We start from the raw sequence: 14,244 nt of genomic DNA, 5'->3' as shown, positions 1-14,244 counted from the left end.
CATTTTTTTCAGCGTTGGGGAATCGTTGAAAAAAATGGTACGTCTTCAATATATTTTATTTCTCAATTTTCACTATCGACATTTTACTATTATATGGCTTACCATTGTCTAATTGTATGGCTTTTCTTGCTTCGTCTATACTTTGAAATTTTTCATAATAAATAAAGTATTTACTTGAATTAATATCGTAGAAGAAGTCTATTTTTGGTTGACCAGCGGATATTACTTTTGTCAAGAACTCATCCCTTTTATCAACATCATTGTGCACTGCGAGTACAACATAATAACCTTCATCTACATGCTTTACATCTTTAACAATTTGTATATTATCTAAAACACGTTCCTCACCAAAATCAAAATCTCCTTCGTTTAATAATCTATTTCCACCAATTTCTGTGCTTTGTTTTATTTGATTAAGCGTCGCTCTATCTTTTTCATATCTATCTTCTTCATTATCATAAAGAGCTCTTTTTATTCTTCGGTTTCGCTCAAATTCTAAATCAAGATCAATTTTTTCTAATCGAGATACTAAAGATGCTTTTGACCTTAGAGATTGTTCTTGCTCGTCTTTTAATTGTTGAATAGCATCACGATAATATTGATTAGTGGCATCGTTTTTATCTGAAACATTTTTAAGTCTATTGTTATATTGTCTCTCTAATTCTTCAATATTTTTAGAGCGTTCACTTATTGCATTATCAACTTCTACCTTTAAAGCTTCCAAGGCTCTGTTTTGAGCAGTAACACTTTTAAATGCCTTTGGCTCTTTATAAATACCTTGTTCACTTAAATCGTTTTCTTCTTTTAAATCCTTAAGATCTTTATTTTTATCCTCTACTGCTTCATTCAGTCTGGTTAGTAAATCTTCTTGTTTTTGTTTGGAAATTTTTGCCAACTCAGTCATATTAAACATAGTTCTTGCAAGTTCATCTTTATGAGTAATCTCAAATTGGACTGCTTTTTCAGCTTCTAAGCGTTCTCTTTCAGCTTTAGCTTTCAATTCTATTTCCTTAAGCTTTTCTTCTGCGATACGTGCTTCTTCATCTGCTTTAGCTTTTGCTTCAGCTTCTAATCTTGCTTTTTCGTCAGCTTTAGCTTTCAATTCTATTTCCTTAAGCTTTTCTTCTGCAATTCGAGCTTCTTCATCCGCTTTAGCTTTTGCTTCAGCTTCTAATCTTGCTTTTTCATCAGCTTTAGCTTTCAGTTCTATTTCTTTAAGTTTTTCTGCTGCAATTCGAGCTTCTTCATCCGCTTTAGCTTTTGCTTCAGCTTCCAATCTTGCTTTTTCGTCAGCATTGGTTTTTAGTTCAATTTCCTTAAGTTTTTCTGCTGCGATACGCGCTTCTTCATCTGCTTTGGCTTTTGCTGTTGCTTCTGCTGCTAATCTTGCTTCTTCTTCTGCGTTTGCTTTTTCTTGTTCTCGTTTTGCTCTGTCGGTATTAGTTGTAGTTGATTTTGCTACTACTCTTTTTCGTTTTTTTGTTTTAGGAATTACAAAAGCAGATTCTTCATCATCGCCACCATAATAATAGCTTTCTTTTTTCTTAAATCTATAAGCTAAAGTTATATCGTGTGAAGACCTAAATGTTTCTAAATCTCCAACTGTTTTTTCAAAATTATATTCAATAGCGATTTGTTCTGTAATGTTTAATCCAATCCCACCAGAAAATCCATAGAGGGTATTATAACCAATTTGTCCCCAAATTCCTTTAGGGACTGTAATCATTGCAATTCCAGATATAATAGTATTGTCTTTTTGAAACTCAGACTTGACTAGTGTTGAAAATTTGCTTTGATCAAAAAAGCCACGAGAATCCATGTAGCCTGTATACATTACATGCGTCTGAATTGATTGCTGCGGATCTTCTTCTATTAACTCTGAAGAGGTAATATTATATTGTACTAAATTGTTTACAGATACACCTAAATCAAAAAATTGTGTTCCATAATTAATACCAGGACTTATGCTTAATAAGAAGTTCGATGGAATATTGCTAAGTGATGGATCTGGAAGATTGGTAATAACCTTGCCTTCATTTATTCCACTATTATAGGCGCCTAAATTTATACCAAAAGTTAAATTGCTGTCTTGTTGAAGCCTTGCATTGTAAGCGAAATTTAAAACACCTCCAAAAGATGTTAGTACACCATTGTTTTTTTGAAACAGACCAACTCCAATACCTATGTTTTCTTTGAATCTACCAGAATAACTAGCTAAATAAGTAAGTGGTGCATCGTTAAATTGTACCCATTGTCTTTTATTAGTAAAACTTAGATATTTATTTTGTTCTCTTACAAAGCTAAAAGTAGGGTTTACAATAAACCTATTGAATCTTAAAGAATTTCTTACTGGTATATCAAGTGAGGCTACTCCATCTTCTTGTGAATAGGAAAGCTGCGTTGCGCAGATAAGAATCAATATGATTAATAAATTTATTTTCATATTTATTTTACTACCGTAATTGAGCCCTTTCTTGTTTTATTATTTTGAGTTGTAATCACGTAATAATAAACTGGATTTACGTTTTTAAAATTTAGTTCATTTTGTGGCCAATCGTTTCTATAATCATTTGTTTTTAATACAATATTTCCATTAGAATCTAAGATCATTACCTCAGTGTTTGTTCCAGAAACATAAGCTTGTGGAATCATCCATGTGTCATTTATATTATCACCATTTGGACTTATTAAGTTTGGAATGTTTGAAACATCTGGAAAAGGATTGCTAATCACAAATTCAAATTCTTTTGATGCATTACAGCCAACCGTTTGAGTAACCACAACTTTATAATTACCAATTGCTGAAGCCTCATAGCTATTTTGGGTTGCGCCAGAAATAATCACATCGTTTAAATACCAAACATATTCTGGAGTATTGGCAGTTGTAGTAACAGTAACCGTTAATGTTTCACCTTCAGCTATATAGTTTATTTCAGAAGCATCAATGCTACTTGTAAAACCAGTGTTATCAAGTTCAATGGAAGCACTTGCAGTGCAATCACCTAAATCAATACTAACCTCAAATAAACCAGATTCATTGGTAACTAGCATTTGGTCTGTTGCTCCCGAAATTTCTTCACCATCTTTAAACCATTTATAACTATTTCCATTTATGGCACTTAAAGTGGTAGAGCCTTGAGTTGAACAATAGGGATTTCCTAAACTAGAACTTATTGATGATGTAGTTTGCCCTGAAGATGCTTCACTTACAGTGACACGATTTGAAAAAGAATCAGACGTACAAGAACCATAATTAGTTTCAACAAAGTATGTTCCTGGTTCAGTAACAGACAATGTCTCTCCTGAAGCTACAAAAACCGAAGTTGTTTGACTAGTTTCCTTATACCAATTAAAGGTTAATGAAGGGTATTGTAATGGCGAGTTATTACTCTCATTTCCTGGATTATCAATACTCAATAAATAACTGCTTCCTGAGCAAAAAACAGCTGTTTCAATTAAATTATTAATTGAAAATGGTTCATCTTGAATTTTGTAGTAGGCTGGAAAAGATACTGAGCCTGTACTTGTGGCAGATGGAGCAGTACTCTTTATTCTAACTTTATAGTTTTCACCAGCTGTAGTAGTTGGCAACGAAAAACCTAAAGTTGCTGGTGATTGTGTTATAGCACCTTGTGCAGAGGTGTAAACTGTTGTAGGGTTTGAAAAACTTCCTGTATTATCTGAAAGCTCTATTATGAATTGATTTGTTGGAATAAGACTTGATTCTGGTGAGAAAGTAAATGTTACATAATATGTATTAAAAGATTCGCTTGCACAGGCTTGACTAAAGCCTAAACTAGGCGTGCTTATAACTAACTGAGCACTAATAGTATTAGTGAAAGAAAAGAATAATAAAACAATTAAAGTAAAGTTTCTCATCATACATTGTCAAGTTACTAGTCAAGTGTTTTTGGTTGCGAATGTTTTAATGTTAACTGGCTTAAAACAGTAAGCTTTATTTTCCCTGGCTTTTATAAACAATAGATAAGGAAGGTAAATGAGAAAGCTTAAGGTTTTTTAGCGCTATAGCACTTATTAAACATACTTTTGTTTTGCTCATTAATGAGTTTTAATCATCAGTTGATGCAAGTATTTTATTAATTCTTAATCTAAAATCTGGTCTTTTATTACTATCAAAATTAATAAACGTTTCAGCGTCATCACCTTTTGAGTATACATTAAAAAACGCACTGTTACCATACCAATTTTCTAAGTCATCATTATTAGAATTATATTCTGTAAAAATGTTTCCGTTACAATTATTAAAATACATATTGATGAATTTTATTTTTTCCAGATTTTCTTGATTAATAGTTATGTTTTCATCAAGTAATACTGCTGGATTAAAACCAGAAATAACACTCTTTTCCATTTCTAATGATGCGTTTTCAGCAATGAATATTGCTTCTTTTACTAACCCAGACTCGACATCAGATTTAAGATCTTCACTTTTATTTATAAATGTTAAGTTTTGAGCAACGACCGAAGTTCCTTTTTTAGTAAAATCAACTTCCTCCTTTTCATCATAAGATTTAACTAGTAGGCTTCTAGATCCATCACTACTTGATACATAAGGCGATCTAATTGCTAAGGAATTATATAATTGGCATTGTGCACCGTAGTTAAATTTGAAATCATTTTTATCAGATTTGTAGGATACCACTTTTTCTAAATAAACTTCTCCTCCTAAAACTTCAAAAGAATTTCCGGCTGAGTGACTTATCATAATATTTTCTAGAATTGTTTGATTACCAACACTAGCTAATAACAAACCATTAAAATTACCAGCACCTTTAATTCTTTTTCCAGCGTATTCAATTCTAACATATTTTAAAATACCTGAAGAGCTAGTAAGACTATCTCCACCATGATTGGTATATTCATATTCTGATGGTTTAAGCTCTGGATGATAGGAAGCTACAGAACCATTACCAAACTTGTTGCTTGGTGCATCACCTAGAATAATAATTCCTCCCCAATCTCCAGACCTCTTAACACCTCTATTTGATGTAAAAACAATAGGGTCGGTTTCTTCGCCTTCCGCAATTATTTTAGATCCTCTGCTTATGGTAAGAGAAGCTTTTGATTCGTAATCGCCAATTATTACTGTTCCAGGCTCTATATTAATCGTAGCATTGTTTGTAACAAACACACTACCCATTAACATGTAAACATATTTTTTGGACAATGTAATATCTTGAGTGATATTTCCAGCTAATATTTGTGTAGGTTCACCATAGTCAACTGAGTTAGAGTTAAATTCGGTCCAATTGTTTAACCAATTAGTTATACCTACAATTCCTTTTTCTTGTTGGGCAGAAATGCTTCCAAAAGCAAATAGAAACATGCAAATGATTTGGGTAAAGTTTTTCATAACGAAAATTTATTTTTTTTATTTTCTTGAATAACCCAAACTTATGCAATATACCTATGAAGCACAAAAATATTCGATGAACTACACTAATTAATAGAAAAATTCCTACATAAAATAATATTTTCATCTAAAATGAAACTTTTATGCTTATATGCTAACTTTTTCTATTAAATAAATCAAACATATATATGTTGCTAGATTTTTTTTAAAATAGAGAAGCTGTGAAAAAAATAAATTTTCACAGCTAATTTTTTAACAAAAAATATAAATAAGTCTAAATATAAATAATCTTTAGCTTAATGTCTAAACTCATTGTATTCATGTAAGGATTTCATTGTTTCTTCATAAAACAAAATTGCAGCAATTAAGTTGCTCTTATCGGAATATGGTAACATTTTTTTTTGGAATTCAATGGTCGTTTCAAGAAAATCGTTTGTGCCTTCTATCTTGTCTTCAAGCGTTTTTCTATTTTCTTTAGTATTAGGGATTCCATAAGTAGACATAGTTTTGCCAGGTTTTGTAGCAAATGCTATATATGGTAAAGTTTGAACAAGACTTTCAATTCGCTCAATATATAAATCTAATAATTCACCTTTTTGCATTCTATTTAGCTCTTCTTTATTGTGGTATTTTTTTATACCAACATTTACGCTAATAATACTTTGAGGTTCATTCTTCTTTTTTTGAGCATTGCTAATACCAAATACTAACAAAAAGCTAAATAATATAAGCTTCTTCATGATTACGATTTTGGGGTTTAAAGGACAAATTTATGCTATTAATCGAAAAAAACAAACATTTTATCGATTATTTCAATCTAAAAGAACAATTTTATTCCATTTTGAGTCACTAAATTTTTGTTAATATTCATTTCATCGTTTAATCGATGAATTTTGACTTTCATTTGAAATCTGTTCAATACATCGTAAAATTTATGCGTTCAGACGATTTTTATTTCTAAGAAAACATAATGGGCTAATTTTAAGATCGATAACAAAAATTTACCCCATGAAAAATCTACTTACACTTATTAGTTTTGCTTGTTTTGTTGTTTTTGGTTTTGCTCAAAATACTCAAGCAGCCTTAGATGACTATGAAAAACGCAATCCGATTTATGATTATTCAGAAAACCAATTAAATAATACGGATACAATTCCAGGTTTTGAAGCTAAGGCTAATAAATTAAAGATTACAGGAACTATTTATGAAAGTGACGGTGTAACACCTGCAAAAGATGTAATTCTTTTTATTGAACAAGCCGATGATAATGGTGATTACCAAATAAAGGAAAAAAATAATAAGCGTTACATGTACCATAGAGGTTGGGTGAAAACAAATGCTGATGGGCAATATACGTTTTATACTTTCATACCTGGATCTGCTATAGCTCCTGTAACATATCCTCGTAGAAAAGGGCTTAAAAAAATATTGCCTACCATAAAAGAAGATGGTAAACAAGAGTATTATTTAGATGCATTACTTTTTGATAACGATCCCTTGTTAACTAAAGCATGCCGTAAGCGTTTAAAAAGAAAAGGGATTGATAATATTTTAAAACCCGAGAAACAGGGAGATATGCTTATAGTAACAAAAGATATTGTGCTTGAAAAAAACTCTACCTTGTAAATATAGAATTGCGGTTATTTGAAAAATAGAGGATAAAACCGTAAATACTTTTAATCCTTTATTATAACCAAAGTGGCTTTATAGCCAGTTCTAATTAGCCATCTGTTTGAAGCCAAAGTATTTCCATCTGGGTCTAACACCATAAGTTGTGCTGTGTTTGGAGAAGACTCACCTTCGTTTAATGCAATAAAATTAATAGTATTATAGCCTTCCTTTAAATCTACATCTATAGTGTAAAAATCTCCATATAACCTTATGTTTGGATGAATAACTACATCATTTACGGTAAGTTTTATTCTGTCACCATCAACATATTCATGATCTCGACACTTTATAACAATTGTTTTTGAAGTTGTTCTTAAATCACCTAAATAGTAATCTTTCTCGAATTCACTTAAATCTTGTCTGTCTTCACTAAAGCGTTGCTTAATTGTCCATTCTTTATCGACCAAAGAACTTTTCTTGGTCATATCTACGGTATATTTCTTTTTATTAGATTCTGGTAATGATTTATAGCTGAGCGTATATCTTACATTTTTATTTGTTAGACCCTTAACAGGAGAGAGTTTAAACGATAATTTTAAATCAACTTGCATAGTGCTATCTACAGGGTCAATTTTAAACCCTTTTTGAGAATCGTTTATTTGAGCCATTGTAGCATATACAAAGCACAAAAAGAATATTAAAGTTGTAAAAAATTTCATAGCTTACTTAGCATTAATAATGCTTGGGGTTAAAGATATATATTTGATTTTTAATTTTTTTAATCCATATAGAGATTAACGATACTTTATAACAATTTATAGTAATCTTAACAAAAAGTATTCCATAGCCTTAATTTCATAACTGTTTCTTATTTTTACAACTGTAATATAAAGGTTAAAACTAAACTTATGATAGAAGGATTGCAGAGAAATTACGCCTATTTGTTTGAAGATGAGCTCTTAAAAGAAATAAGTGAGATAGGTACTTATAAAGAAGTCCCTGAAGGGTTCATTCTAATGGATATTGGAGATTATATAAAGAGTATGCCGTTAATTTTAAGCGGTGCGATAAAGGTAATGAGAGAAGATGAAAAAGGAGATGATCTAATACTCTATTTTGTTGAACAAGGTGATACTTGTGCTATGACAATAACGTGTTGTATGGGTGAAACCAAGAGTGAGATTAGAGCTGTAGCCGAAACAGACACTAGAATAATAATGATTCCAATCCAAAAAATGCAGGAATGGATGCATAAATATAAAAGTTGGCAAAGTTTTATTCTTCAAAGCTATCACGAGCGTATGAAAGAGCTTTTAGAAGCAGTAGATACTATAGCGTTTTTAAAAATGGATGAACGTTTGTACAAATATCTTAGGGATAAAGCTATGGTTAATAGAGATGACCTCATAAAAACTACACACCAAGAAATTGCTCAAGATTTGCATACATCAAGAGTAGTGGTGTCGAGGCTGTTAAAAAAACTTGAAACTGAAAATAAAATTAAACTATATCGAAACAGTATTAAAATAATCAATTTATAGCACTAATTTTTTCAAGTAACAAATGTTACATACTTACATATATTAATTACTTATTTTGAAAAAAAATATAATATGGATTTTATATTAGAACCTTGGCCATGGTATGTTGGTGGGCCACTCATAACATTAATCATGTTTTTTCTTTATTATTTTGGAAAAAAATTCGGAATTTCATCAAACCTTGAATCTATTTGTGCCATGGGAGGTGCTGGAAAATTACACGAATTTTTTGCTTTCGATTGGAAAAAAAATAGCTGGAACTTAATGTTTATTGTAGGTACGGTTATTGGAGGCTTTATAGCTTTCAAATTCATGACACCAGACCAAGCAATTGCGCTAAATCCTCAAACTGTGAGTGACTTAGCTGACATTGGATTTCAAAATGCTGGAGCACAATATTTACCAGAAGAATTATTCGGACTTGAGGCATTACTATCCATAAAAGGTGGAGTAATATTAGTTATTGCTGGTATTTTGGTTGGCTTTGGAGCCAGATACGCTGGAGGTTGTACATCAGGTCATGCCATTACAGGTTTGAGTAATTTAGAACTACCTTCATTAATAGCTGTTATTGGTTTCTTTATAGGAGGACTTATTATGACTTGGCTTATTTTACCATTACTATTTTAATTTCGAAACATTATGAAAAACATTAGATTTATTATTTTAGGTATTCTCTTCGGAATTATTTTAAGTAAAGCCGAAGTTATTTCGTGGTATCGCATCTACGAAATGTTTAAATTTCAATCATTCCACATGTATGGAATTATTGGTTCAGCAGTAATTTTAGGAGTTATCCTATTTTCATTCTTCAAAAAAGGAGTTATAAAAAACTATTTAGGTAAAAAAATAATGATTGAACCTAAGAAAAAAGGATTCTATAGAACCATAATTGGAGGAACTATTTTTGGTTTAGGTTGGGGATTAATTGGCGCTTGTCCTGGACCAATGTTTATTTTGTTAGGACGAGGAGTCTTGTCAATTTTAATAGTCATATTTGGAGGACTTTTAGGAGTTTTATTTTACCATGCAATAAAGCATAAATTACCTCATTAAATAGAATTATAATAAATAGGGTAGTTAAGTAACCATTGTTACAGTTTTTTTACAGAAAGTTGGTTAACTTTGAGAGGTAAGCTAAACATTTAACTATCCAATTTTTATTATATGAAGTACGGCTTTATAATTGATAACCGAAAATGCATTGGTTGTCATGCCTGTACCACTGCATGTAAATCAGAACACGATGTTGCAGTAGGAGTTAACAGAACATATGTTAAACAGGTTGAAAAAGGAGAATTCCCAAATACTCGTCGAATATTTTCAGTCATGCGTTGTAACCATTGTACAGATGCTCCTTGTGTGGAAATTTGTCCAGTTGAAGCATTGTTTATTCGAGAAGATGGTATTGTAGATTTTGATAATAACCGATGTATTGGATGCAAGTCCTGTATGCAAGCATGTCCTTACGATGCATTATACATTGATCCTGAAACACATACCGCGGCCAAATGTAATTATTGTGCACATAGAGTAGATGTAGGAAGGGAACCAGCATGTGTTTCTGTTTGTCCTGAACATGCTATTATTGCTGGAGATATGGACAACCCTAATACAGAAATCTCTCAACTTTTAGCAAGACAAGCTGTAAAAGTGCGTAAACCTGAAAAAGGAACTAATCCTAATCTGTTCTATATAGATGGTGACGAATCATCGCTAAATCCAGAAGCAACTGCTAAATCTGGTCCAGGTTTATGGAACTCTCAAGCACGCGGTGTTGGTCATTTTGCTAAAGCTGCCGAAAAAATGCTACATACTAATGATGATGTCGATTTATTACAAATGAGTATTGATAATGAAATGCAAGCTGCTTATCAAAGAAAAGATAGTGAAAACCCTAACTATATTGATGTGTTAAGTGGAAAAGCAAGACGAGTTTACGACACGCCAGATAAGGGAATTCTTTGGGGTTGGGAAGTATCTGCTTATGTGTTTACAAAAGCCATTGCCGCAGGCGCATTCTTAATTCCATTTCTAGCAATTCTTTTAGGATATGAAATTTCTGATACTGCTAAATTGTGGTCAGTTGGAATCTCATTAGTTGGTTTAGCCTTAACTGGGCTATTCTTAGTAATGGATTTGGATAGACCAGACAGATTCCTAAATGTATTATTACGTCCACAATGGAATTCATGGTTAGTAAAAGGCGGTTATACCATTACAATATTTGGATTATTAGTAACCCTTTGGGGAGTAAATACTTGGTTTAATTTAGGTATTCCTGAAATGCCATTATTATGGGTAACTGCAGTATTTGCAGTTCTATTAGCCATCTATACAGCGTTCTTATTTGCTCAAGCAAAAGGGCGTGATTTCTGGCAAAGCCCAACGTTACCTCTACATATGTTAGTTCATAGTGTTATGGCTGGTGTTGCCATTTTTGTGTTGGCTTCCCTAATTTTTGGAAATGAAGATTGGATGTCAATGTTAAAAATAACATTAATAGTTGCTCTAGGAGTAAATCTGTTCTCATTGGTAACTGAATTAACTATTACACATCCAAGTACAGCTGCACATACAGTGGTAGAAATGATTACAAAAGGAAGGTATAAAAATTTATTTTGGATTGGAGTCGTACTAATTGGGAACATTATTCCATTAGCATTGTTAGTGTTTGCACCGAGTGCAACTATGTTAACTGTTTCAGCAATTCTCGTATTGATAGGAATTTATGTTACAGAAAAAATTTGGGTAGAAGCTCCTCAGCGAATTCCGTTAGCTTAATTTAAAAGAAAAAAATCATGGGATATAAAAAGCCATCATTTATAGAAAACATAGCAGAAAAACTAGGAATTATTCCAAACCTGCATAAAGAGAACTATCAAGAGTTTCAAGATGATATGCGTCATTTTACTGATGAGGAAGTTGCTGGAATGTATGAAAATTTCCCACCTCCTGAAAAGTGGGACAATTGGGTAGAATATGATCCTAAAGTTTGGCCTAAAAAAGATAAAAAAACCTATCAAATAGTACCAACAACCTGTTTTAATTGTGAAAGTGCTTGTGGCTTAACAGCCTTTATTGATAAGGAAACCCAAGAAGTTAAAAAATTTGAAGGCAATCCACATCATCCAGGAAGTAGAGGAAGAAACTGTGCCAAAGGACCTGCAACAATAAATCAAATAAAGGATCCGGACAGAATATTATTCCCACTTAAAAGAAAAGGTAAAAGAGGAGATGGAGAATGGGAACGTGTTTCTTGGGATGAAGTTCTAGATACTATTGCAGCTCGTATTAGAAAAGCGATAAAAGAAGATCGACATAACGAAATTGCCTATCACGTTGGCAGACCAGGACATGAAAAATTCATGAACTGGATACTTCAAGGTTGGGGAATTGATGGACATAACTCACATACCAATATTTGCTCTTCTGGAGCTCGTTTTGGTTACAATTTGTGGTATGGCTACGACAGACCTTCACCAGATCACTCAAATGCAAAATTTATTTTATTGGTATCTGCGCATTTAGAGTCTGGACATTACTTCAATCCGCATGCACAGCGTATCATTGAAGGCAAAATGAAAGGTGCTAAATTAGCAACTATGGATCCACGTTTGTCAAATACAGCGTCCATGTCCGACTATTGGTTGCCGTCATATCCTGGTACTGAAGCAGCTGTTTTATTGGCTATGGCTTTAATTATTCTTGAAGAAGGTCTATATAATAGAGAGTATCTTGAAAATTGGACAAATTGGAAAGAATACCTAAAAGCAAGGCATTCAGAGAAAGACGTTACTTTCGAGAATTATATAGCTGCAATGATTGATGAATATAAAGAGTTTACACCTGAATTCGCTGAAAAAGAATCAGGAGTAAAAGCTGATATGATTGTTGAAATTGCTCATAAAATTGGCGAAGCAGGAGAACGTTTCGCATCTCATAACTGGAGAGCAGCAGGTGCATCAAACCTAGGTGGTTGGTGTGTTGCCAGAGCGTTACACTTCTTAACCGTTTTAACTGGAGCAGTTGGAGCTAAAGGAGGGACGTCACCAAATTCATGGAATAAATTTAAACCAACACAACCAAACCCTCCAGCACCTCAAAAAAAATGGAACGAATTACATTTCCCTAAAGAATACCCTTTAGCATTTTTTGAAATGAGTCAATTATTACCTCATTTCCTAAAAGAAGGAAGAGGGAAAATGGATGTGTATTTCTCAAGAGTGTTTAACCCAGTTTGGACTTATCCTGATGGCTTTACTTGGATGGAAACACTAGCCGACGAATCTAAATTTGGAATACATGCAGCCTTAACACCAACTTGGAATGAAACAGCATTTTATGCAGATTTTGTTCTGCCGATGGGATTAGCTTCTGAACGACATGATTTAAATAGTTACGCAACTCATGGTGGAACTTGGGTGGCTTTCCGTCAACCAGTATTAAGGGAAGCGGCTCGAAGAAATGGAAAACCTGTTGAATTTACATATCAAGCAAATCCTGGAGAAGTTTGGGAGGAAGATGAATTCTGGATTGAATTATCATGGAGAATTGATCCTGACGGAAGTATGGGAATTAGAAAAACCTTTGAATCGCCTTATAGACCAGGAGAAAAGATTACAATTGACGAATATTACCAATATATTTTCGAACGTGTGAATGGTTTGCCTGAAGCAGCAAAAGCAGATGGATTTACTGGACAATTTGCAGAATTGGAATACATGAAAAAGTATGGTGCTTTTGCCATTGAAGAAGGCGAGTCCTACAAAGTCAATGAAAATGAGCTCTCAGAAGAACAATTAAAAGGCTCAATTGTAGACCCAGTAACAGATGTTATTACCAAAGATGGCAAATCAATTGGTGTTATGGTAAATGGTAAAGCTTGTATAGGCTTTCCAACACCATCACGTAAAAACGAATTCTACTCTCAAACTATGGTTGATTGGAAATGGCCAGAATATGCAACTCCAGCATATATAAAGAGTCATATTCATAATGACGTATTAGACAAATCAAAAGGTGAATATGTTTTAGTGCCGACGTTTAGATTGCCAACATTAATTCACACACGTTCTGGTAATGCTAAATGGTTGATAGAGATTTCTAATAGAAACCCAATTTGGATGCATCCAGATGACGCTAAAAAATGGGGATTCAAAACAGGTGATTTAGTTAAATTGAATACTGATATTGGTTATTTTATTGACAAAGTTTGGGTAACCCAATCTATGAAACCCGGAGTTGTAGCTTGTTCGCATCATATTGGTCGCTGGAGAAGACCACAAGACAAAATTGGAAACCGTTGGGCAACTAATACGGTTAATATTGAAAATGATGGAAAAGGAGGTTGGAAAATGAATACGATTTCTGGAGTAAAACCTTTTGAATCTCATGATAGTGATTCAAAGCGTATTTTCTGGAAAGATGGAGGTGTACATCAAAATATCACACATGCTGTGCATCCAGATCCAATTAGTGGAATGCATTGTTGGCATCAACGTGTTAGAATAGAAGTACCTGGGAAAGATGAAAAATATGGTGACATTTATGTAGACACAAACAAGTCGCATGAAATTTATAAAGAATGGTTAGCGATGGCACGTCCAGCTCCTGGACCAAATGGTGAAAGAAGACCACTTTGGTTTAATAGAGCCTTTACTCCAGATAAGTCTGATGGAGGATGTTATTACATACCTAAAGAAGATAAATAATTAG

General features: G+C 32.9%; 11 protein-coding genes. 6 read left to right on the top strand and 5 right to left on the bottom strand.

Annotation, left to right across the window (positions count from 1 at the left end; translation table 11 throughout):
* Positions 1 to 55: 55 nt before the first annotated feature.
* From HB672_RS11815 to HB672_RS11800, 4 genes are all read right to left on the bottom strand, one after another.
* The gene (locus tag HB672_RS11815) at positions 56 to 2,443 is read right to left on the bottom strand and encodes a type IX secretion system membrane protein PorP/SprF (RefSeq protein WP_167769739.1); all 2,388 of its coding nucleotides are present in this window, start codon (positions 2,441 to 2,443) and stop codon (positions 56 to 58) included.
* Between the two features lie 2 nt (positions 2,444 to 2,445).
* Complete coding sequence (locus tag HB672_RS11810; RefSeq protein WP_244306614.1) at positions 2,446 to 3,882, bottom strand: gliding motility-associated C-terminal domain-containing protein; 1,437 nt, start codon at positions 3,880 to 3,882, stop codon at positions 2,446 to 2,448.
* 187 nt (positions 3,883 to 4,069) lie between these two features.
* On the bottom strand, positions 4,070 to 5,374 hold the full coding sequence (locus tag HB672_RS11805) for a hypothetical protein (RefSeq protein ID WP_167769738.1): 1,305 nt from the start codon (positions 5,372 to 5,374) through the stop codon (positions 4,070 to 4,072).
* Positions 5,375 to 5,670: 296 nt separating this feature from the next.
* Positions 5,671 to 6,114: a hypothetical protein gene (locus tag HB672_RS11800; protein WP_167769737.1), complete on the bottom strand. Its 444-nt coding sequence runs from the start codon at positions 6,112 to 6,114 to the stop codon at positions 5,671 to 5,673.
* A gap of 268 nt (positions 6,115 to 6,382) precedes the next feature.
* Between HB672_RS11800 and HB672_RS11795 the strand changes: the two genes are divergently transcribed.
* Positions 6,383 to 7,000: a hypothetical protein gene (locus tag HB672_RS11795; RefSeq protein WP_167769736.1), complete on the top strand. Its 618-nt coding sequence runs from the start codon at positions 6,383 to 6,385 to the stop codon at positions 6,998 to 7,000.
* 50 nt (positions 7,001 to 7,050) lie between these two features.
* On the opposite strand, the gene HB672_RS11790 is transcribed toward HB672_RS11795, so the two are convergent.
* Entirely contained in the window at positions 7,051 to 7,704 is a 654-nt protein-coding gene (locus tag HB672_RS11790) for a hypothetical protein (RefSeq protein ID WP_167769735.1), read from the bottom strand.
* Positions 7,705 to 7,893: 189 nt separating this feature from the next.
* Here HB672_RS11790 and HB672_RS11785 point away from each other — a divergent pair, with 189 nt between their 5' ends.
* The 5 genes from HB672_RS11785 (at position 7,894) to HB672_RS11765 (ending at position 14,240) form a co-directional block, all read left to right on the top strand.
* Positions 7,894 to 8,526 carry a Crp/Fnr family transcriptional regulator gene (locus tag HB672_RS11785; protein WP_167769734.1) on the top strand — a complete coding sequence of 211 codons (633 nt, stop codon included), beginning with the start codon at positions 7,894 to 7,896 and terminating at the stop codon, positions 8,524 to 8,526.
* Between the two features lie 72 nt (positions 8,527 to 8,598).
* Positions 8,599 to 9,156: a YeeE/YedE thiosulfate transporter family protein gene (locus tag HB672_RS11780; RefSeq protein ID WP_167769733.1), complete on the top strand. Its 558-nt coding sequence runs from the start codon at positions 8,599 to 8,601 to the stop codon at positions 9,154 to 9,156.
* 12 nt (positions 9,157 to 9,168) lie between these two features.
* On the top strand, positions 9,169 to 9,582 hold the full coding sequence (locus HB672_RS11775; protein ID WP_167769732.1) for a DUF6691 family protein: 414 nt from the start codon (positions 9,169 to 9,171) through the stop codon (positions 9,580 to 9,582).
* 111 nt (positions 9,583 to 9,693) lie between these two features.
* The gene (gene nrfD, locus HB672_RS11770) at positions 9,694 to 11,310 is read left to right on the top strand and encodes an NrfD/PsrC family molybdoenzyme membrane anchor subunit (protein ID WP_167769731.1); all 1,617 of its coding nucleotides are present in this window, start codon (positions 9,694 to 9,696) and stop codon (positions 11,308 to 11,310) included.
* A 17-nt stretch (positions 11,311 to 11,327) separates the two neighbouring features.
* Complete coding sequence (locus tag HB672_RS11765) at positions 11,328 to 14,240, top strand: molybdopterin-dependent oxidoreductase (protein WP_167769730.1); 2,913 nt, start codon at positions 11,328 to 11,330, stop codon at positions 14,238 to 14,240.
* The last annotated feature ends 4 nt before the right edge of the window (positions 14,241 to 14,244 follow it).

Source organism: Gaetbulibacter sp. S0825 (assembly GCF_011777505.1).
In the GTDB taxonomy this organism is placed as follows: domain Bacteria; phylum Bacteroidota; class Bacteroidia; order Flavobacteriales; family Flavobacteriaceae; genus Pontimicrobium.
Note: the sequence above shows the minus strand (reverse complement) of the source record. Positions and strands in the feature narration are given on the sequence as shown.